This is a genomic window from Bradyrhizobium sp. F1.4.3 (genome assembly GCF_040548375.1).
GTDB lineage: Bacteria > Pseudomonadota > Alphaproteobacteria > Rhizobiales > Xanthobacteraceae > Bradyrhizobium.
Genome location: NZ_JBEPRN010000009.1, coordinates 1 through 19,036, shown reverse-complemented (window position 1 = coordinate 19,036; position 19,036 = coordinate 1). Strand labels below are relative to the sequence as shown.

The following is a 19,036-nucleotide window of genomic DNA, read 5'->3' as shown; positions in this document are numbered from 1 at the left end:
GGTCCAAGTAAACTGGTCAAGGTAAACGGATGCGCTGCCCGAACTGCAACAGTCTCGATACGCAGGTAAAGGACTCGCGTCCGACCGAGGATTCTTCCGTGATCCGCAGGCGGCGCGTGTGCGTCGCCTGCAATTTCCGCTTCACCACCTTCGAGCGCGTGCAGTTGCGCGAGCTCACCGTGATCAAGCGTAACGGCCGCCGCGTGCCGTTCGACCGCGACAAGCTGATGCGCTCGGTGTCGATCAGCTTGCGCAAGCGGCAGGTCGAGCCGGAGCGGGTGGAGAAGATGGTCTCCACCATCGTGCGCGAGCTCGAGACCGGCGGCGAGGCCGAGATCTCGTCCGAGGTGATCGGCGAGACCGTGATGGAGCATCTGCGCACGCTCGACGACGTCGCTTATGTGCGCTTCGCCTCCGTCTACCGCAATTTCCGCGAGGCCAAGGATTTCGCCGACGTGCTCGGCGAGCTCTCCGGTGAGGAGGAAGCGCGGCTCGCCGCGATCCGCAAATGATCTTCCGAATCCTGGAAGATCAGTTCGCGCATAAGGCCCGTGAGTCCAGGGACGCCGACCGCCGCTTCATGCAGCTTGCGCTGTCGCTCGGCCGGCGCGGGCAGGGGCGGACCTGGCCCAACCCGGCCGTCGGCGCGGTCATCGTCAAGGACGGCGTGATCCTTGGCCGTGGCTGGACGCAAGCAGGCGGGCGGCCGCACGCGGAGCCCGAGGCGTTGAGGCGGGCAGGCGAGGCGGCACGGGGCGCCACACTCTATGTCACGCTCGAACCATGCTCGCATTTCGGTAAGTCGCCGCCCTGCGCGGACGTAGTGATCGCAGCCGGCATCAAGCGGGTGGTCGCGGCGGTCGAGGACCCCAATCCGGAGGTCGCGGGCCAGGGGCACGCGCGCTTGCGTGCTGCTGGCATCACGGTGGATGTGGGTCTGTGCGCGGCGGAGGCCGCCTTCGACCACGCCGGGCATTTCCACCGTATCCGCGACAAGCGCCCGCACGTGATCCTGAAGCTCGCCGTCTCGTCCGATGGCAAGATCGGTGCGTTCGGCGGCAGACCGGTCTCAATCACCGGCGAAGCCGCGCGCAATCGCGTGCACCTGCTCCGCGCACAGTGCGACGGCATTTTGGTCGGCATCGGCACGGTGCTCGCGGACGATCCGATGCTGACCTGCCGCCTGCCGGGCATGGCGGCACGTTCGCCGGTGCGCGTGGTGCTCGATCAGAGCCTGCGCATTCCGGCCTCGAGCCAACTCGTGCGTTCCGCGCGCGAGACGCCGCTCTGGGTCATCGGCTCCGAGCTCGCGGAAGCCGCGGCCGCGACACGCCTTGGCGCTGCCGGCGCGCAGATCATCCGCGTACCGCCCGAAAGCGCTTCCGGGCTCGATCTGCCCGCGGTGCTGCATGCGCTAGCCGAGAAAGGCATCACGCGGCTGATGGTCGAGGGCGGCAGCCGCGTAGCGGCATCGTTCGTTGCCGCTGACCTCGTCGACGAGATCTGGCTGTTCCGCGGAGCGGAAGAGGTGGGCCCTGATGGCGTCGATGCGCTCGATGCATTGCCCCTGTCGAAAATCACGCAGTCGCAGGCCTGCAAGGTTCATGCTAGCGAGATATTCGACAAGGATACTCTCACCATCTACGAGCGCGCCTAACATGTTCACCGGCATTGTCACAGATATCGGCGAGATCGTCAGCTTCACGCCAACGGCACAGGGACAGCTGCACCGCCTGCGCATCGCCTGCCGCTACGATCGCGCGACCATCGCCGATGGCGCTTCCATCGCCTGCAACGGCGTCTGCCTGACCGTCGTCGCCTCGGGTGTCGACGGCAGCAAAACCTGGTTCGACGTCGATGCGGCCGCCGAGACCCTGGCGCTGACCACCGCAAAACATTGGAAGGTGGGCACCAGGCTCAACCTCGAACGCGCGCTGAAGATCGGCGACGAGCTCGGCGGCCACATTGTTGCCGGCCATGCCGACGGGATCGCAACCGTCGTCAGCCGCGAAGACCTGCCCGACATGGCGCGATTCGAACTCAGCACCACGCGAGAGCTGGCGCGGTTCATCGCCACCAAGGGCTCGATCACGCTCGACGGCGTCTCGCTGACGGTCAATACGGTTGCGGATGTGAGCTTTTCGGTCCTGATCATCCCGCATACGCTGACCGTCACAACGATCGGTGGCTGGAAGGCGGGCGCCGAGGTCAATATCGAGGTCGATTTGATGGCCCGCTATGCGGCGCGGCTGACGGAAATGAAGTGACGGCCTCTTTGAACTTGGCTTGCCGGCTCGCGGCGACTACATAACGGCCGACCCAGAATAGACGGATTTAGATGATGGCAGACGCGCGGCGCGCACCCCTGAGGGACCAGACCGACATTTCCGGCGCGCGCGCGCTGATTGTCGAGGCGCGGTTCTATGACGACCTCCAGGATGCGCTGCTGGACGGCGCGGTGGCCGAGCTGAAGGCGGCCGGCCTGACGCATGACGTCATCACGGTTCCCGGCGCGCTGGAAATCCCGGCGGCGGTCGCCATTGCGGTCGATGCCGCCGCCGCCAACGGCAAGCCCTATGACGCCGCGATCGCGCTCGGCTGCGTGATCCGCGGCGACACCATCCATTTCGAGATCGTCTCGCAGGAGTCTTCGCGCGCGCTGATGGATCTTGCGGTTGCTCGCAAGCTGCCGCTCGGCAATGGCATCCTCACCGTCAACACCGAGGCGCAGGCCTGGGCGCGGGCGCGGGCCAGCGAGCTCAACAAGGGCGGCGACGCCGCGCGCGCGGCAATTGCGATGTTGCGCATAAAACGCCGGCTGGCGAAGGCTTGATCATGGTCGATAGCAAGAAGCCGCCGGCTGGCACGGAGAAGAAAGCGAACCGGCGCGGTGCGGCGCGGCTCGCAGCCGTGCAGGCGCTGTACCAGATGGACATCGCTGGCGCAGGCATCAACGACATTTTTGCGGAGTTCGAAAGCCACTGGCTCGGCAACGAGGTCGAGGGCGACACTTATCTGCCGGCGGAAGCCGCGTTCTTCCGCGACGTCGTCTCCGGCGTCGTGCGCGACCAGAAGAAGCTCGATCCCCTGATCGACGAGGCACTGTCGAAGGGCTGGCCCCTGAAGCGGATCGAGGCGATCCTGCGCGCGGTGCTGCGGGCGGGGGCCTACGAATTGGAACATCGCAAGGACGTGCCGGGCCGCGTCGTGATCTCCGAATATGTCGACGTCGCGAATGCCTTCGTCGACCGCGAGGAGACCGGCATGGTGAACGCGGTGCTCGACCAGATCGGCCGCCAGTTTCGCGGTGACGAGTTCGGGCGGGGGTAGTTGTCCGCGAGGGCGGTGAAGTGATGCGAAACGGCTGCCCAATATTCCACTGTCATCACCCGCGAAGGCGGGTGATCCAGTACTCCGCGGCGGTCGTGCCTGAGCAGAGGCGGCTCGGCGTACTGGATCGCCCGGTCAAGCCGGGCGATGGTTGGCGCTGATGGCAAACACGCACAACCCATCTGGCGAAGACTCCCTCATCGCGCGCTATTTCAAGCCGCTGGCGACTGATCCGGGCGCGTTGGGGCTGGTCGATGACGTCGCCATCCTGCAATCGCTCGGCGAGGACATCGTCGTCACCACCGACGCCGTGGTCGAGGGTGTGCATTATCTTGCCACTGATCCTCCCGACACCATCGCGCGCAAGGCGCTGCGGGTGAACCTCTCCGATCTCGCCGCCAAGGGCGCTGTGCCTGCCGGCTTCGTGCTGACGCTGGCGCTGCGCAGCAAGGAGGATGCCTGGCTCAGGCCGTTCGCGGATGCGCTGGGCGAGGACGCGAAGGCCTTCGCCTGCCCGCTGCTCGGCGGCGACACGGTGTCGACGCCGGGGCCGCAGATGATCTCGATCACCGCGTTCGGCCGCGTGCCGCGAGGGCGGATGGTCGGCCGCACCGGCGCGCGACCGGGCGACCGTATCCTGGTGACGGGGACGATCGGCGATGCCGCGCTTGGCCTCGACGTGCTCACGGGCGGTGCGGCGGCCGGAGCGCTCGCATCCGATGCCGCTGCAAGCGATGCATTGATCTCGCGCTATCGCATTCCCCAGCCGCGCAATGTACTGGCGCAGGCGGTGCGCGACCACGCGACCGCGGCGATGGACGTCTCTGACGGGCTCGCGGGCGATCTGACAAAACTGTGTGCGGCATCGGGCGTCTCGGCCACCGTGGACGTGGCGAGCGTGCCGCTCTCGGCCGCGGCGGCAGGCCTGATCGCCCGTGACGCCGTTTGCGTTGAGACGCTGCTTGCCGGGGGCGATGACTACGAGGTGCTGTGCACGGTGCCGCCAGCGCAGAGCGATGCGCTGATCGCGGCGGGTCGGGCGGCAGGTCTTGCCGTCACGGCGATCGGCACGATCGTCGAGGGCGGCGCGCGGCCGCGCTTCCTGGACGGGCAGGGCCAGGAACTCGCCTTGAAGCGGCTGTCCTACAGCCACTTCTAGGAATTGCTCCAAACCCGCAGTCAAGCACGTAGGACCAGCCTAAATACCTGCCGAGATCGACCTTTTCGGCCGCTTACGGCGTTGCACCCGCATTCTGATTTTGGCAAGCTTGTGACCGACCAGGGCCGCCCCTTCGGGCAAGGGGCGGCCCTGTTCAACATAAAGGCGCCGCACCGCACGACGGAAAAACAAAGGCGCCGGGGGTACGTACATCAAGGATCTGAGGCAAAAAATCACATGACAGCATTATGGTTGATTGTGCTCTGCGGAGTGCTTTCCGTCGTCTACGCGATCTGGGCGACGTCTTCGGTTTTGAGTGCGGATGCGGGGTCACCGCGCATGCAGGAGATAGCGGGAGCGGTGCGCGAAGGCGCACAGGCCTACCTGCGGCGCCAGTACACCACGATCGGCCTCGTCGGCATCGTCATCTTCGTGCTGCTTGTCTACTTCCTCGGTCTCTATGTTGCGATCGGTTTTGCCATCGGCGCCATCCTGTCGGGGGCGGCCGGCTTCATCGGCATGAACGTCTCGGTCCGCGCCAATGTGCGTACCGCCCAGGCCGCGACGACGTCGCTTGCCGGCGGCCTCGAGTTGGCCTTCAAGGCGGGCGCGATCACCGGCATGCTGGTCGCCGGTCTGGCGCTGCTCGGGGTGACCCTCTACTTCGGCTTCCTGGTCTATTCGCTGAAGCTTGCGCCTGACAGCCGCACCGTCGTCGACGCCATGGTGGCGCTCGGCTTCGGCGCTTCGCTGATCTCGATCTTCGCCCGTCTCGGCGGCGGCATCTTCACCAAGGGTGCGGACGTCGGCGGCGACCTCGTCGGCAAGGTCGAGGCCGGCATTCCCGAGGATGATCCGCGCAACCCGGCCACCATCGCCGACAACGTCGGCGACAACGTGGGCGACTGCGCCGGCATGGCCGCCGACCTGTTTGAGACCTATGCGGTGACCGCGGTCGCCACCATGGTGCTCGCGGCGATCTTCTTCGCCAAGACGCCGATCCTCATGAGCATGATGACGCTGCCGCTCGCCATCGGCGGCATCTGCATCATCACCTCGATCATCGGCACCTTTTTCGTCAAGCTCGGAGCGAGCCAGTCGATCATGGGTGCGCTCTACAAGGGCCTGATCGCAACCGGCGTCCTGTCGCTGGTCGGCATCGCCGGGGTGATCTACACCCTGATCGGCTTCGGCAAGCTCGACGGCGTCGAGTTCACCGGCATGGCGCTGTTCGAGTGCGGGATCGTCGGCCTCGTCGTCACCGCGCTGATCATCTGGATCACCGAATACTACACCGGCACCGACTATCGTCCGGTGAAGTCGATTGCGGCGGCGTCGGTGACCGGCCACGGCACCAACGTGATCCAGGGCCTGGCGATCTCGATGGAGGCGACCGCGCTGCCCGCGCTCGTCATCATCGCCGGCATCCTCGTCACCTACAGCCTGGCCGGCCTGTTCGGCATCGCGATCGCGACCGCCACCATGCTGGCGCTCGCCGGCATGGTCGTCGCGCTCGATGCGTTCGGCCCCGTAACCGACAACGCAGGCGGCATCGCCGAGATGGCCGGCTTGCCGAAGGAGGTGCGCAAGTCGACCGACGCGCTCGACGCGGTCGGCAACACCACCAAGGCGGTGACCAAGGGCTACGCGATCGGCTCCGCCGGTCTCGGCGCTCTCGTGCTGTTTGCGGCCTACAACCAGGATCTCAAGTTCTTCATTGCGGACTCGGCGCACCACACGTATTTCGCCGGCGTCAATCCGGACTTCTCGCTCAACAATCCCTATGTGGTTGTGGGCCTGTTGTTCGGCGGCTTGCTGCCGTACCTGTTCGGTGCGATGGGCATGACCGCGGTTGGCCGCGCGGCGAGCGCGATCGTCGAGGAGGTGCGCCGGCAGTTCCGCGAGAAGCCGGGCATCATGCAGGGCACCGACAAGCCGGATTACGGCAAGGCGGTCGACCTGCTGACCAAGGCGGCGATCAAGGAAATGATCATTCCGTCGCTGCTGCCGGTGCTGTCGCCGATCGTCGTCTACTTCCTGATCTATGCCATCGCGGGCGGCGGCGCGGCCGGCAAGTCGGCGGCGTTCTCCGCCGTCGGCGCGATGCTGCTTGGCGTGATCGTGACGGGCCTGTTCGTCGCGATCTCCATGACCTCGGGCGGTGGCGCCTGGGACAACGCCAAAAAGTACATCGAGGACGGCCATTACGGCGGCAAGGGCTCTGACGCCCACAAGTCGGCCGTGACCGGCGACACCGTCGGCGATCCCTACAAGGACACGGCCGGCCCTGCGGTGAACCCGATGATCAAGATCACGAACATCGTGGCCTTGCTGCTGCTGGCGATCCTGGCGCACTGAGCGGCGGGCACGGCTCGAAACGGAAAGCCCCGCGGCCTTGCCGCGGGGCTTTTTTCTTGTGCGCCCAGCATGGGCGCACTCTTATGGGTGAAAGTCCCACCGTGAGCTGATCACAGCGAGCGAAGCGAAGCGCAACTGCATGAGGGCGACCGAGTGTGGGGAGGAAGCGTGGAGCGAGGCTGCGGGCCGATGAACAACAACCGGATAGAAGGCGTTGCCGACCAGGGCGAGCGGGCCAGAAACCGCAAAGCTCACGTGATCAAGGGGAAGCAGCGTAGATTCGGCGGCCGTGCAGTGAAGGAGTGCGTTCTTACCTGGGGAGATCTCGCCTTGTGCCTGAAAGGGCAACGGTGTCGAGCCGGAGCGAGAAGTCAGCCGAGGTCGTAGTAGTCGGTGGGAAGGCTGCGAAGCCGTCCCGCAGGTGAAGGGCCGAACGAGAGGGAGTGTTCGAGGCCATGCCGATGCGGCGAGCATCGCATCAGATGCCTGCGCAAGCAGGGCGGTCCGGGGTAGGACGCGGTGAAGCCGCGTGTGGCTCGGGTAGCGATGAAGCTCGTCGCCCGCGGCATGAACTGAAGGGCACAGGGTCAGCGCTGCTTTTAGCGGCGCTGACGAGAGAGAACCTGCAACGGGCGTGGAAGCGGGTGCGGGCCAACAAAGGCGTAGCCGGTGTGGACAGTCTGGACATTGACCAGACCGCCGCGCATCTGCGTACGGCGTGGCCGGCGATCCGCGAGCAACTGTTGTCGGGGGCGTACCGGCCCGGTCCGGTGCGACGGGTGACGATTCCCAAGCCTGACGGCGGCGAGCGCGAGCTCGGTATCCCGACGGTGACGGATCGTTTGATCCAGCAGGCGCTGCTGCAAGTGTTGCAGCCCATTCTTGATCCGACCTTCAGCGAGCACAGCTACGGCTTCCGGCCGGGCCGAGGTGCGCATGACGCCGTCCTCGCGGCGCAGTCATACGTGCAATCGGGCCGCCGGATCGTGGTGGACGTGGACCTGGAAAAGTTCTTTGACCGGGTCGATCACGACATCCTCATCGACCGCCTACAGAAACGGATCGGGGACCCCGGGGTCATCCGGCTGATCCGGGCGTATCTGAACAGCGGAATGATGGACGATGGCGTGGTCCAGACGCGTATGATGGGGACGCCGCAGGGCGGGCCGCTATCGCCGCTGCTGGCCAACGTCCTGCTCGATGAAGTGGACAAGGCGCTGGAACGTCGGGGCCATTGCTTCGTGCGCTACGCTGACGATGCGAACGTTTACGTGCGCAGCCGCCGGGCGGGTGAACGGGTGATGGCGCTGCTTCGGCGGCTCTATGGCAAGCTGCACTTGACGGTCAACGAGACCAAAAGCGCGGTTACCAGCGTGTTCGGTCGCAAATTCCTGGGCTACAGCTTCTGGGTAGCCCCGGGCGAAGTGATTAAGCGCAAGGTCGCCGACAAGTCGCTGGGGACGTTCAAGCAGCACATCCGGCAACTGACCCGCCGCAGTGGCGGGCGCAGTATGCAGGATGTGGTGGATCGTCTGCGGCCCTACGTTCGGGGATGGAAGGCGTACTTCCGATTGGCGCAAACGCCGAAGGTCTGGCGCGAGCTCGATCAATGGCTGCGTCACCGGCTGCGCGCCATCCAGCTCAAGCAGTGGAAGCGCGGAACGACCATGTACAGGGAATTGCTGGTGCTGGGAGCCAAACTTGACGTTGCGCGACAGGTGGCGGCCAACAGCCGTCGCTGGTGGCGCAACAGCGGCATGCTCCTCAACGCCGTGTTGCCCCTGAACTGGTCGGATCGACTGGGACTGCCCCGGCTCTCATGACCTCAACTTCTCGAACCGCCCGGTGCGGACCCGCATGCCGGGTGGTGTGGCAGGGGAGCGACCCACAAGGTCGCCCCCTATGCCGATTCGTGAAGACGCAATTTTTGATTGTGCTGAGTATGATGTGCGCGGATTGCAGACTTATACTTGAAGTAGTATACGTTAGTATTGCGTACGGCCCTGACTGCAACCGCGAGGAGGGCGATGTGTATTATTTGAAGGCATATTCCGCAGGATCGATTATTGCCACGTCGTGGCGGATTTATTTTCGGGAGTGGCGGACAATATTCCTGATTCTCATCCTGCCGATGACGGCGGCCCATGTCTTGAGCTTTCTGATCAAGCACACGGGGACGCTTGGGACCGTAGTCGGTTCGCTCGCTACCCTTTTTGCGCAAGCGTTTATCATTTTCCCAACGGTGGTCGCCGTATCGGAAGTCTGTCTCGACATTAGACCGACCGTGGCGCGATCCTATCGCAGGGCCTTTGCGCGGCCAGGCAGATTGTTCGGAGCTTATTTTCTGACCGTCGCCATCGTCTTTGGAGGGTTCATTCTGCTGCTCATTCCGGGCATCTTGTTTTCGGTTTGGTACATGCTTGTAGGCCCGGTCGTCGTGCTTGAGGCGCTGACCGTTAGGGCGACCCTGAAGCGCAGCAGGGAACTCGGCCGCGGATATTATTGGCGCAACTTCGGAACGCTGTTTGGCGGCAGCATTCTCGTGCTGATCCCGACGATGCTTATTGCCGGGATAGCCGGCGCGTCGATTGGCTATCTCACAGACGCCGGACCGTGGAGGTTCGGTGTAGCAGAATTGGTAGGCAACTTGATGGGTCTCATCGCTGCACCACCTTTGGCCATCATGCCCGTGCTGCTCTATTACGACATGCGTGCGCGCAAAGAGGGATATGCAGCCGCCCAGCTTGCTGAGGAGCTTCGTTTCTAACCGAGGGAGGAAGTGCATGCCGAAGGATCTCTACTTTTGGCTGGCGGTGATCGCAGTCATTTTCCTGGTTGCGGTCCTGGCAATATGGAGGTGGGCAAAGAACGTCAGCGTTGCCATCGGTCCAGTCCGTATCGAGACATCCGATCGTGATGCGGCGGCCGCGGCGCCGGATCCCGTCGTGGTCGCAAAGCAGGCCGAAATCGACGGCACCGTAGGTCGGATCATCGGCAAGGCCGGCGAGGCAGGCGCGCTACCGCACGGGCCAACCAGCGTGGGCGAGGGGATGAAGGTCGGAAAGGGTGCCAGCATCAACGAGATCACAGGCGTGAGCGTGACACCGCGCAAGTAAGGAACAATGGCGACCTTTCAGCAGCAACGTCTCGCTCGGTTCGTCGATCGCGAAAGCGAGATGAACAGCTTTTGCAAGATGCTGGACGGCGATTGGCCACGTCCGATCCTGGCCGTCTGGGGAGAAGGTGGTATGGGAAAGTCCTCGCTCCTGTTGCGGATGGTTCATGAGTGTTCATTGCGGTCATTGAGCAAGGTCGAAATCAATTGGAGTGACACTCGCAACTATGACTATCTCGCCGTTATGCGGAAGATACGGGATGATCTGGGTGCGCCTCAGTTCAGCGGCTTTACGGATCTCGTGAACTTCTACACCGTGCCCCGGCATCGCTTGGAAGTAGTCGTCGAAACGAACGCTCCGATTGACGTCGCCAGAAATGCAACGTTTGGACCTAACGCCCAAGTTGGTTTCATGGGGGGCGTGGTATTGCAGCCTGGAGCGATCAACGCGGATCTGATGCTGAACGATGCGCGGACCGACCTCGGCATTTCCGAATCAGATCGAATGGCTCAGTTGACCGATTCATTTGTCCGGGAATTGAACGCCCTCGCGCTTCAAGGCCGCGTTGTGATCTTCCTCGACGCGATCGAGAAAGCAACGAACACGACGCAGCGCTGGATCTGGGACGAGCTTTTCGGCGCGCTCCGCGCGGATAGGCTGGCGAACGTACTTGTCGTCATCGGAGGTCGAAACCAGCCGGTCATCGACGAGGATTGGCGCCTGCTTGTGGAGGAGAGACGACTGGGACCGCTGAGCCGAGAGCACATCGTCGAATACATGATCAAGCGCGAGATCGCCTATGATGCAGCTCAGCGCGAGATTGCCGCAGATGTCATCTTCGACGCCACCCAAGGCAATCCCTTAAGCGTCGCAAGCACAGTCGAGGCAATGTCGCGTAGACAAGGAATGAAGGCTTGAGCGGCACGGCTCTGCCGCTGTCTCAGCTTCAAGAGCTGATCGGCGAACTGTCGTCTTCGCAATCGCGAGAGTCGGATCTCCTCCTTCTGCAACTAGATGAGGAAAATGGTCGCCGGCTGCGACTTTGCGCGATTCCTCATTCTTTCGACGCCGCTACGCTACAGGCGCTCGATCCTTCGCTTTCGCTTCAAGATGTGAAATTCACGCTGGAGCAATTTCAAGTCCTGCCGGCGGTTACACTGTCCGGTGATTGCCTTGTGCTGCACGATGTCGCGCGCCAGGAGCTGTTTTCGCAATGGCTCTCTCCAGAACATCGCCCGGAATTCGCAGCAGCATCGGCTCGTCTGGTGGAATTCTACAAGCCGGACGAGAACGACAACCCGGTCGACGCGGCGACCAAGCAGATCAGCCGGCTGTTTCACCTTTTGGGCGCGGACCCGGACGCGGGTCTTTGGGAATTTCAGGATGCTTACCAGAGTCGGCGTAGCCTTGGCCGATTCAGCGATTGCGAGAGTTTGCTCCGTCTATTGAGAGAGTATGAGCCAGCTCTCGAAGGCGAGCAGCGAAATTGGCTGAACTACTATCAGGCGGAGGTCGCCGACGATAATCGGGATCTGGATGCTGCGCTGGCAGTTCTGGATAGGCTGCGTCAAGATACTCCGGCAGCGGCCTTGCGTTCCATGGTCTTGCTGCGATCAGCTTCCGTGCTGCGTCGACTGGAGCGGCTGCCCGAGGCGGAATCCGCCGGCCGCGAGGCGCTCAAGTTTGTAAATGGCGTGGAACGATCCCCGATACGACATCTGATTCATCATGAGCTCGGCCTGATCGCTCGCGACCGTGGCGATTTCGAAGAGGCGCGCACCGAGCTCATGCGCTCGATTGAGCTGGCAAAGGCGGCGTCGAGCCACCGCGATGTCGTCGTCGCCTATAACAGCCTAGGTACCCTGTTGCGAAAGCCCGATCCCCGTGAGGCCCTGAAGCTGTTTCGGGAATGCCTGGACCTGCTCGATCCCGATCTGGACAAGCTCCGCATGGCGCAGGTCCTGAACAATCTAGGGCTTGCAAGTGCAGACCTTCAGGAATGGGAGAACAGTTCTCAGTATTTTCAGGCGAGCCTGCAAATAAAGCGGGACGCGCTTGACCTAGCAGGTGAAGCCTCGACGCTGCTCAACGTATCCCGCGTCTACCGGGCCGAAGAGAAATGGGAGGACGCACGTAGCGCATTGATGATGTCGGCGAAGCTGTTCGAAGATGTCCGGGATCCGGTCCGCGCAGCGCAGGCTTTACGCGAGCTTGCCCGGCTTATGCGGTTGCGGGGCGGAGCCGATGCGGCCGCGCACTACGCCGTCAGGGCTGTCGAATGTTTGCGACGCGCAGGCAGGGAGGCCGACGCCAGCCAGGTTGAACAGGAGTTCGCGCCGAAGAAATCCCGCCGCCGATGGTTGATTTGGGTGGCCGTAATCCTTGCAGTCGCCGTCGCGATCGTATTGGCGGTTGAGCTCGTTTGAGCGGAAGAGGACGTGTCATTACTGCACATCCATCTGCAGCCCTTCCTTCTCGATGATGCCGGCAAACTTCTTCGTCTCGGCGTCCACGAAGTCGGAAAACTGTTGCGGGGTGCCGTAGTCGGCGCGGGCACCCATGGCGACGATCTGCTTCTTCATGTCGTCGCGCTCCAGCATCGCCTTCACTTGAAGATTGAGCGCGTCGAGCGCAGCAGCAGGGACGCCCTTTGGCAGGAACACGGAGAACCACGACGACACGTCGAAATTGGCCAATTCCGGCGCGCTCTCGCGCATGGTCGGCAGGTTCGGTGCGAGGTCGCTGCGCTCGGTCGTGGTGACGCAGAGGCCGTTGAGCGTGCCGTTCTGCACCTGGGGCAGGCTCGGATAGAGATTGTCGAACAGGATCTGGATGTCGCCGGCGAGCGCGGCCTGGAGCGCGGGGCCGGCGCCGCGGAACGGGATATGCGTCATCTTCAGCCCGGTCAGCTGGAGGAACCAGGCGCCGGTGAGGTGAGGGCTCTGGCCGACGCCGGAGGAGGCGTAGCTGAGCTTGTCGGGGTTGGCTTTGAGGTAGGCGATCAGCTCGGCAATCGACTTGATGCCGGTCTTCGGATGCGCCGAGACGATGTTCGGGATCCGGATCATGTTGGAGACCGGCTGGAGCTGGTCCGGCTTGTAGGTGAGGTTCTTGAAGATGCTGTAGGCGATCGCATTCGGACCGGGATTGCCAATCAGGATGGTGTGGCCGTCGGCCTTGGAGCGGACGACCTCTGCCGCCCCGATGGTGCCGCCGCCGCCCGAACGATTCTCCACGACCGCGGTCTGGCCCCAGGCAGATTGGAGATGGGCGGCGAGCAGCCTGCCCATCACGTCGGTCGAGCCACCCGCAGCAGCCGGCACGATGACGCGGATGTTGTCGGTCGGCTTCCAGTCGGCGAGACTGGATCGCGGCAGGATGGCTGCAGCCGAAAGCCCGGCAATGCCAGTGAGCACGCGACGGCGGGACAGAGATTTATTCTGCAATTTCCTGGACACGAATCCGCTCCCTGCTTTTTATTTTGCGAGAGCGTATGGAACCCGGCGCACAACGGCAAGTCGTACGCGACAGCAAGTGCCGCGCGGAGGGTGGCACGACGCCGCAGGCACAAGGCCTCAGCTCAAGACCTCAGTTGAAGCTGAGCAGCTTGAACAGTGGTGCGAGGTAGCTCATCTCCTGACCCGACGTCGGCGTGGTCCGGCTGATGAAGTCGAAGATCTTGCCGTCCTGGAGACCGTAATTCGCAAGCCGGCGCACGCGCCGGTTCTTGTCGAAATAGATCGCGATGACGCGCTGGTCGACCAGCTTCTGGTTCATGAAGGCGACCATGCGCTCTGAGCGCTGCGAGATGTAATAAAACACCTCGCCGTCCAGCGTGGCCACCGTGGAGGGCGTGCCCATCACGATCAGCACCTGATCCTGGCTCGCGCCGATCGGAATCTGCTCGAGCGCGCCGGGCGGCAGAATGTAGCCCTTCTGGAATTGCTCACCGGTGCAGCCGGCGAGTGCGGCTCCGACCAGGGTCACGGCCGCGAGCATGCGCAAGGCGCGCCAGCGCGAATGAAGGCCGCGCGGTCTGTCGGCGCGCGGGCGGGTCTGGTTCGTTATGGTCATTGCGGAACTGATTCCGTCCCCTTGCGTCGCGCGAGGCGCTGAAGTACCGGGCGGAGGCTCTGAATGCAACTCGCGCGCGCCCGCTTGCGGAAACCACAATGCTTTGGCCGTTCAATCACTTCAGGAAACCCCGGCTAGCCCCGGCCGGCACCATTGAGGCCATCTATGGCATGATCGTGACGCAGGCGCGAGAACCCATATTTTACCGGGACTTGGGCGTGCCCGATACGGTTAATGGCCGTTTCGACCTGTTGCTGCTGCATCTCTGGCTGTTGCTGCGCCGCCTGCGGACGGTCCAGGGCAGCGTGGAGCTGTCGCAGGCCCTGTTTGATCGCTTCTGTGAGGACATGGACGACAATCTGCGCGAGATGGGCGTGGGCGACCAGACCGTCCCGAAGCGGATGCGGGCCTTCGGCGAGGCCTTTTATGGCCGCGTCCAGGCCTATGATCAGGCGATCGATACGGGCGCCGAGGCGCTGGCGCTGGCGATCTGCAAGAATATCTTGAATGGCGCGGAGATGGATCACGCGCGGCGGCTCGCCGCTTACGCGCAGGCCACCGGGGCCGACCTCGGGTTGAGCAATGAGGCCGCGCTGCTGCTCGGATCCTTCACGTTTCCCCCGCCGCTTGGGAAGGATGTGACACCATGAACCGACCGATGACCGGATCTGCCCCCGACCCTTGGCGCGCGCCCGTGATGGTCGCACATATTCCCGACACCGGCCTTCATCGCAAACTCGAGGCCTCGGTCACCGAGCGACAGGCCATGGCTGAACTCGCCGGGGTGCGCGAGATCCTGTCCGCCCGAGCCGCCTTCGACGTCACGCCGAAGAGCGGCGGCCGGGTCCATGTCACCGGGCAAGTTCGCGCCCGGATCGGCCAGACCTGCGTGGTGACGCTCGATCCGATGGAAAGCGACATCGACGAGGAGATCAACCTGACATTCGCCCCGGAGGCCGAGGCACGGCGGCTGGCCGACCTGATCGAGCAAGGCCAGGACGACGAGGCGCCGTCCGAGATTGCCGATCAGCCGGAGGCTATCGTCAACGGGATCATCGACCTCGGCCGCATTGCGACCGATGCGCTGTTCCTGGCGATCGATCCCTATCCGCGCAAGCCGGGTGTCGTGTTTGAGGCGGAGGTCACCGCGCCCGACCCCGAGGACAATCCCTTCGCGGCGCTGAAGGCGCTCCAGGACAAGAAGAAGGACAAGAAGAAAGGCCAATAGCTTGCGCGCCCCACCGCCGGAGCGTTCTGTGATGAGGCGTGAGGCGTTTGCCTGGCCGGATTGAAAGGTTGCCTTATCTACCTGATATCTATATAGTTTGTGCTAATTTATGGCGCCGCGGCCAGATCGTCCCCAATCCAAAAGGCTGGGGGCAAGAGGTTGTTTCGGGACAACAAAACGCTATTGTCGCGCCCCGGTCAGGGCGCGGCGTGGCGCCTGGCCGGTCGCCATGTCCATGGCGAACCCATTTCGCGGCCCCGCTAGTTGACGGCCGCGCCAGACCAGGTTTCCGGGATTTTGATGCCAAGCAAGGTTCGTATTGCGCTCGACGCCATGGGGGGCGACGTCGGCGCCGCTGTGGTCATTCCAGGCGCGGCCATCTCGCTCGGCAGGCATCGCGAGACCGAATTCCTGCTGGTCGGGGATCGCGCCAGGATCGAGCCCGAGCTTGACCGGCACCCCGCGCTCAAGGCCGTCTCCCGGATCATTCACACCGATGTCGCCGTCAGCATGGAGGACAAGCCGAGCCAGGCGCTTCGGCGCGGCCGCAAGACCTCCTCGATGTGGCTGGCCATCGACGCGGTGAAGAAGGGCGAGGCGGACGTCGCGGTTTCCGCCGGCAATACCGGCGCGCTGATGGCGATGGCGCGCTTCAACCTGCGCATGCTGCCGGGGATCGACCGTCCGGCGATCACCGCGGTGTGGCCGACCATGCGCGGCGATACCGTCGTGCTCGACCTCGGCGCCACCATCGGCGGCGATGCGCGGCACCTCGTAGCGCTCGCAGTGATGGGTGCCGCCATGGCGAGCGTGCTGTTCAACAAGAAGCGTCCGACCGTCGGTCTGCTCAATATCGGAGTCGAGGAGATCAAGGGCCACGAGGAGATTCGCGAGGCCGGGGAGATCCTGCGCGCGATGAACCTGCCACAGCTCGACTACATCGGTTTCGTCGAGGGCGACGGCATCAGCAAGGGGCTGGCCGATGTGATCGTGACCGAGGGTTTCAGTGGCAACATCGCGCTCAAGGCCGCCGAAGGAACCGCGCGACAGATCGCTGCATTGCTCCGCGACGAGATGCGGCGGAGCTGGATGACCAAGCTCGGCTATCTCTTCGCCCGCAGTGCCTTCCAGACCCTGCGCGACAGGATGGACCCGAACAAGTCCAATGGCGGCGTGTTCCTGGGGTTGAACGGGGTCGTGGTCAAAAGCCATGGCGGAATCAACGCCGAAGGCTTTGCCTATGCGATCGATGTTGGCTATGAAATGGCCAAGTTCGATCTCCTGAACAAGATCAATCAGATGCTAAACCGTGATGGGGGTGCGCTCAGTTCCGTGCCAACCGCACCGGAGGATGTTTCGTGACGAAAATTCGTTCGGTCGTGCTGGGCTGCGGTGCCTACCTGCCAGAGCAGGTGGTGACCAATGCGCAATTGGCGGCGCGCATCGACACATCCGACGAGTGGATCGTGCAGCGCACCGGCATTCGCGAGCGGCACATCGCGGCCGATGGCGAATTCACCTCGCACCTCGCCATCAAGGCGGCGCAGGCCGCACTCACTGACGCCGGCCTGGACGCGCAGTCGATCGAGCTGATCGTGGTCGCGACCTCGACGCCGGACAACACGTTTCCCGCGACCGCGGTCGCCGTGCAGCACGGGCTCGGCATCAACCATGGCGCGGCCTTCGATCTCCAGGCGGTCTGCTCGGGCTTCGTGTTCGCGCTCGCCACCGCCGACAATTTTTTGCGGACCGGCACCTACAAGCGCGCGCTGGTGATCGGCGCCGAGACCTTCTCGCGCATCCTCGACTGGAACGACCGCGGCACCTGCGTGCTGTTCGGCGACGGCGCCGGCGCGGTCGTGCTGGAGGCGCAGGAGCAGCCGGGCAAGGCCGCGACCGACCGCGGCGTGGTGACCACGCATCTGCGCTCCGATGGCCGCCACAAGGCCAAGCTTTTTGTCGATGGCGGGCCATCCTCGACCCAGACCGTTGGTCATCTGCGCATGGAGGGCCGCGAGGTCTTCAAGCATGCGGTCGGCATGATCACCGACGTGATCGTCGACGCCTTTGACGCGACCGGCCTCAATGCCGAGAGCATCGACTGGTTCGTGCCGCACCAGGCCAACAAGCGAATCATCGACGCCTCCGCCCACAAGCTTCATATCGCACCGCAGAAGGTGGTGCTGACCGTCGACCGGCACGGCAACACCTCGGCCGCCTCGATCCCGCTGGCACTGGCGGTGGCTCGCAAGGACGGCCGCATCAAGCGCGGCGACCTGGTCTTGCTGGAAGCGATGGGCGGCGGCTTCACCTGGGGCTCCGCGCTCGTGCGCTGGTAAGCCACAGTCGATAAAATTTTGCCCGAATCATCGCGGATTATCGATGCGTGTGCATTGATGAGCGCTGTTGACCGCCGTATCGTAAGCTCATAATTTCAGACAACAATTGTTCGCCGTGATGTGGGGCAGGGCGATGACCGATACAAGTAAAACCGTAACGCGTGTTGATCTCTGCGAGGCCGTCTACCAGAAGGTGGGCCTGTCGCGGACGGAATCGTCCGCCTTCGTGGAACTCGTGCTGAAGGAGATCACCGACTGCCTCGAGCGGGGCGAGACGGTGAAACTGTCTTCTTTCGGGTCCTTCATGGTCCGCAAGAAGGGTCAGCGTATCGGCCGCAATCCGAAGACCGGCACCGAGGTGCCGATCTCGCCGCGCCGGGTCATGGTGTTCAAGCCCTCTGCGATCCTGAAGCAGCGGATCAACGCCCAGCACCGCACCAATGGCGACGGCAGCAAGGTTCAACCGGAGGCGTAACCGCTCTCCAGAAGGATTTGGCATTTGGACAAGGCGCCGGATGCGTTCCGAACCATCAGCGAAGTAGCGCAGGAACTCGACATTCCGCAGCACGTGCTGCGGTTCTGGGAGACCCGATTCTCCCAGATCAAGCCGATGAAGCGCAGCGGCGGCCGCCGCTACTACCGTCCCGACGATGTCGACCTGCTCAAGGGCATCCGCCGTCTGCTCTACGGGGAGGGCTACACCATCCGCGGGGTGCAGCGGATCCTGAAAGAGCACGGCGTCAAATCGGTGCAGGGCCTCGCCGACGGCTCGGCCGCGGTCTCGTTCGGGGCCATCGAGGATGCCATCGGCCAGAGCCTGATGGAACCCGAGGAGGAGACCGGCGTCCGCGGCACCCTCGACACCGACGATGACGACTACCAGGGCGAGGAGGAGGAAGGCATCGACTTCCGCTTTGCCGAGACCGACGACGAGGACATCCTCACCACCTTCCGCAAAGGCGGCACCGCCGCGCCGCCGGCCGGCGCCAGCGCCGCCGACCGGGAGCGGCTGGGACGGGCGCTCGCCGACCTCGTCGCCTGCCGGGAAATGCTCGATCTGGCGTTGAAGGACGGCTGACGACGCTTTTCGTCGTCTTTGCGGTCCGTTCCGGGGATTTGAGCCGACACCAATTTGGTGTGGCTCCTTGCGCAAAGCATCGATCCTAGCTAATGGAACGGCATTCGGAGCGTGGCGCAGCCCGGTTAGCGCACTAGTCTGGGAGACTAGGGGTCGGAGGTTCAAATCCTCTCGCTCCGACCATTTTTCTCACATATCAGCAGATATTGACTCGATCGTTTGCGCCGGGTGCGATCACACAGGCTCGGCGCGTGCTAGATGTGGTCTCTCAGGAGGTTGTCCATCTGGTCTGAACCGAGGAAGCTGAGGTTGCGAAGCTTCAGTGTTCCAGGGAGAGACCAGATGAACGTCCAC

General features: G+C 63.7%; 20 protein-coding genes and 1 tRNA gene. 19 read left to right on the top strand and 2 right to left on the bottom strand.

The annotated features are described in order from the left end of the window. Window positions 1-29: 29 nt before the first annotated feature. From nrdR to ABIB73_RS22420, 12 genes are all read left to right on the top strand, one after another. On the top strand, window positions 30-512 hold the full coding sequence (nrdR, locus tag ABIB73_RS22475) for a transcriptional regulator NrdR (protein WP_007603426.1): 483 nt from the start codon (window positions 30-32) through the stop codon (window positions 510-512). Beyond that, entirely contained in the window at window positions 509-1,657 is a 1,149-nt protein-coding gene (gene ribD / locus ABIB73_RS22470; protein WP_354227432.1) for a bifunctional diaminohydroxyphosphoribosylaminopyrimidine deaminase/5-amino-6-(5-phosphoribosylamino)uracil reductase RibD, read from the top strand. Before nrdR ends, ribD begins: the two co-directional genes overlap by 4 nt. Window position 1,658: 1 nt before the next feature. Then, a complete protein-coding gene (locus ABIB73_RS22465; RefSeq protein ID WP_354227430.1) occupies window positions 1,659-2,267 on the top strand; it encodes a riboflavin synthase in 609 nt (202 codons plus the stop codon). A gap of 74 nt (window positions 2,268-2,341) precedes the next feature. After that, window positions 2,342-2,833: a 6,7-dimethyl-8-ribityllumazine synthase gene (gene ribH / locus ABIB73_RS22460; RefSeq protein WP_354227428.1), complete on the top strand. Its 492-nt coding sequence runs from the start codon at window positions 2,342-2,344 to the stop codon at window positions 2,831-2,833. Window positions 2,834-2,835: 2 nt separating this feature from the next. Further along, the gene (nusB, locus tag ABIB73_RS22455; protein WP_354227426.1) at window positions 2,836-3,330 is read left to right on the top strand and encodes a transcription antitermination factor NusB; all 495 of its coding nucleotides are present in this window, start codon (window positions 2,836-2,838) and stop codon (window positions 3,328-3,330) included. Between the two features lie 160 nt (window positions 3,331-3,490). Next, window positions 3,491-4,489 (top strand): thiamine-phosphate kinase, encoded by a 999-nt coding sequence (thiL, locus tag ABIB73_RS22450; protein ID WP_354227425.1) that lies wholly within the window; start codon window positions 3,491-3,493, stop codon window positions 4,487-4,489. A gap of 237 nt (window positions 4,490-4,726) precedes the next feature. Next, complete coding sequence (locus ABIB73_RS22445; RefSeq protein ID WP_354227423.1) at window positions 4,727-6,847, top strand: sodium-translocating pyrophosphatase; 2,121 nt, start codon at window positions 4,727-4,729, stop codon at window positions 6,845-6,847. Between the two features lie 461 nt (window positions 6,848-7,308). Next, window positions 7,309-8,670 carry a group II intron reverse transcriptase/maturase gene (gene ltrA, locus ABIB73_RS22440; protein WP_354227850.1) on the top strand — a complete coding sequence of 454 codons (1,362 nt, stop codon included), beginning with the start codon at window positions 7,309-7,311 and terminating at the stop codon, window positions 8,668-8,670. A 206-nt stretch (window positions 8,671-8,876) separates the two neighbouring features. Next, window positions 8,877-9,614: a hypothetical protein gene (locus ABIB73_RS22435; RefSeq protein WP_354227421.1), complete on the top strand. Its 738-nt coding sequence runs from the start codon at window positions 8,877-8,879 to the stop codon at window positions 9,612-9,614. A 16-nt stretch (window positions 9,615-9,630) separates the two neighbouring features. Further along, entirely contained in the window at window positions 9,631-9,963 is a 333-nt protein-coding gene (locus ABIB73_RS22430) for a hypothetical protein (RefSeq protein ID WP_354227419.1), read from the top strand. Window positions 9,964-9,969: 6 nt separating this feature from the next. Beyond that, window positions 9,970-10,881 (top strand): hypothetical protein, encoded by a 912-nt coding sequence (locus tag ABIB73_RS22425; RefSeq protein ID WP_354227417.1) that lies wholly within the window; start codon window positions 9,970-9,972, stop codon window positions 10,879-10,881. Further along, a complete protein-coding gene (locus ABIB73_RS22420; protein ID WP_354227415.1) occupies window positions 10,878-12,389 on the top strand; it encodes a tetratricopeptide repeat protein in 1,512 nt (503 codons plus the stop codon). Before ABIB73_RS22425 ends, ABIB73_RS22420 begins: the two co-directional genes overlap by 4 nt. 18 nt (window positions 12,390-12,407) lie before the next feature. Here the strand turns inward: ABIB73_RS22420 and ABIB73_RS22415 are convergent, their stop codons facing one another. Together ABIB73_RS22415 and ABIB73_RS22410 are read right to left on the bottom strand one after the other, a co-directional pair. Next, window positions 12,408-13,409 (bottom strand): Bug family tripartite tricarboxylate transporter substrate binding protein, encoded by a 1,002-nt coding sequence (locus tag ABIB73_RS22415; RefSeq protein ID WP_354227848.1) that lies wholly within the window; start codon window positions 13,407-13,409, stop codon window positions 12,408-12,410. Between the two features lie 142 nt (window positions 13,410-13,551). Then, window positions 13,552-14,037: an outer membrane protein assembly factor BamE gene (locus ABIB73_RS22410; protein ID WP_354227413.1), complete on the bottom strand. Its 486-nt coding sequence runs from the start codon at window positions 14,035-14,037 to the stop codon at window positions 13,552-13,554. Between the two features lie 98 nt (window positions 14,038-14,135). Between ABIB73_RS22410 and ABIB73_RS22405 the strand changes: the two genes are divergently transcribed. The 7 genes from ABIB73_RS22405 (at window position 14,136) to ABIB73_RS22375 (ending at window position 18,865) form a co-directional block, all read left to right on the top strand. Continuing rightward, complete coding sequence (locus ABIB73_RS22405) at window positions 14,136-14,687, top strand: ubiquinol-cytochrome C chaperone family protein (RefSeq protein WP_354227411.1); 552 nt, start codon at window positions 14,136-14,138, stop codon at window positions 14,685-14,687. Then, window positions 14,684-15,265, top strand: coding sequence for a YceD family protein (locus tag ABIB73_RS22400; protein WP_354227409.1), 582 nt, complete (start codon window positions 14,684-14,686; stop codon window positions 15,263-15,265). Before ABIB73_RS22405 ends, ABIB73_RS22400 begins: the two co-directional genes overlap by 4 nt. 300 nt (window positions 15,266-15,565) lie before the next feature. Then, window positions 15,566-16,627, top strand: a complete 1,062-nt coding sequence (gene plsX, locus ABIB73_RS22395; protein WP_354227407.1) for a phosphate acyltransferase PlsX — start codon at window positions 15,566-15,568, stop codon at window positions 16,625-16,627. Continuing rightward, window positions 16,624-17,604 (top strand): beta-ketoacyl-ACP synthase III, encoded by a 981-nt coding sequence (locus ABIB73_RS22390; protein WP_354227405.1) that lies wholly within the window; start codon window positions 16,624-16,626, stop codon window positions 17,602-17,604. Before plsX ends, ABIB73_RS22390 begins: the two co-directional genes overlap by 4 nt. A gap of 133 nt (window positions 17,605-17,737) precedes the next feature. Continuing rightward, entirely contained in the window at window positions 17,738-18,079 is a 342-nt protein-coding gene (locus ABIB73_RS22385; RefSeq protein WP_247983728.1) for an integration host factor subunit alpha, read from the top strand. A gap of 24 nt (window positions 18,080-18,103) precedes the next feature. Continuing rightward, on the top strand, window positions 18,104-18,682 hold the full coding sequence (locus tag ABIB73_RS22380; RefSeq protein WP_354227403.1) for a MerR family transcriptional regulator: 579 nt from the start codon (window positions 18,104-18,106) through the stop codon (window positions 18,680-18,682). Between the two features lie 105 nt (window positions 18,683-18,787). Continuing rightward, a tRNA-Pro gene (locus ABIB73_RS22375) sits at window positions 18,788-18,865 on the top strand. The last annotated feature ends 171 nt before the right edge of the window (window positions 18,866-19,036 follow it).

Bases quoted from the DNA above. Each gene is read 5' to 3' on its own strand.
- ribD (WP_354227432.1), top strand. From the start codon at position 509: ATGATCTTCCGAATCCTGGAAGATCAGTTCGCGCATAAGGCCCGTGAG.
- nusB (WP_354227426.1), top strand. From the start codon at position 2,836: ATGGTCGATAGCAAGAAGCCGCCGGCTGGCACGGAGAAGAAAGCGAAC.
- ABIB73_RS22445 (WP_354227423.1), top strand. From the start codon at position 4,727: ATGACAGCATTATGGTTGATTGTGCTCTGCGGAGTGCTTTCCGTCGTC.
- ABIB73_RS22405 (WP_354227411.1), top strand. From the start codon at position 14,136: ATGCTTTGGCCGTTCAATCACTTCAGGAAACCCCGGCTAGCCCCGGCC.
- thiL (WP_354227425.1), top strand. From the start codon at position 3,491: ATGGCAAACACGCACAACCCATCTGGCGAAGACTCCCTCATCGCGCGC.
- ABIB73_RS22400 (WP_354227409.1), top strand. From the start codon at position 14,684: ATGAACCGACCGATGACCGGATCTGCCCCCGACCCTTGGCGCGCGCCC.
- nrdR (WP_007603426.1), top strand. From the start codon at position 30: ATGCGCTGCCCGAACTGCAACAGTCTCGATACGCAGGTAAAGGACTCG.
- ribH (WP_354227428.1), top strand. From the start codon at position 2,342: ATGGCAGACGCGCGGCGCGCACCCCTGAGGGACCAGACCGACATTTCC.
- ltrA (WP_354227850.1), top strand. From the start codon at position 7,309: ATGCGGCGAGCATCGCATCAGATGCCTGCGCAAGCAGGGCGGTCCGGG.
- ABIB73_RS22465 (WP_354227430.1), top strand. From the start codon at position 1,659: ATGTTCACCGGCATTGTCACAGATATCGGCGAGATCGTCAGCTTCACG.
- ABIB73_RS22425 (WP_354227417.1), top strand. From the start codon at position 9,970: ATGGCGACCTTTCAGCAGCAACGTCTCGCTCGGTTCGTCGATCGCGAA.
- ABIB73_RS22430 (WP_354227419.1), top strand. From the start codon at position 9,631: ATGCCGAAGGATCTCTACTTTTGGCTGGCGGTGATCGCAGTCATTTTC.
- plsX (WP_354227407.1), top strand. From the start codon at position 15,566: ATGCCAAGCAAGGTTCGTATTGCGCTCGACGCCATGGGGGGCGACGTC.
- ABIB73_RS22410 (WP_354227413.1), bottom strand. From the start codon at position 14,037: ATGACCATAACGAACCAGACCCGCCCGCGCGCCGACAGACCGCGCGGC.
- ABIB73_RS22385 (WP_247983728.1), top strand. From the start codon at position 17,738: ATGACCGATACAAGTAAAACCGTAACGCGTGTTGATCTCTGCGAGGCC.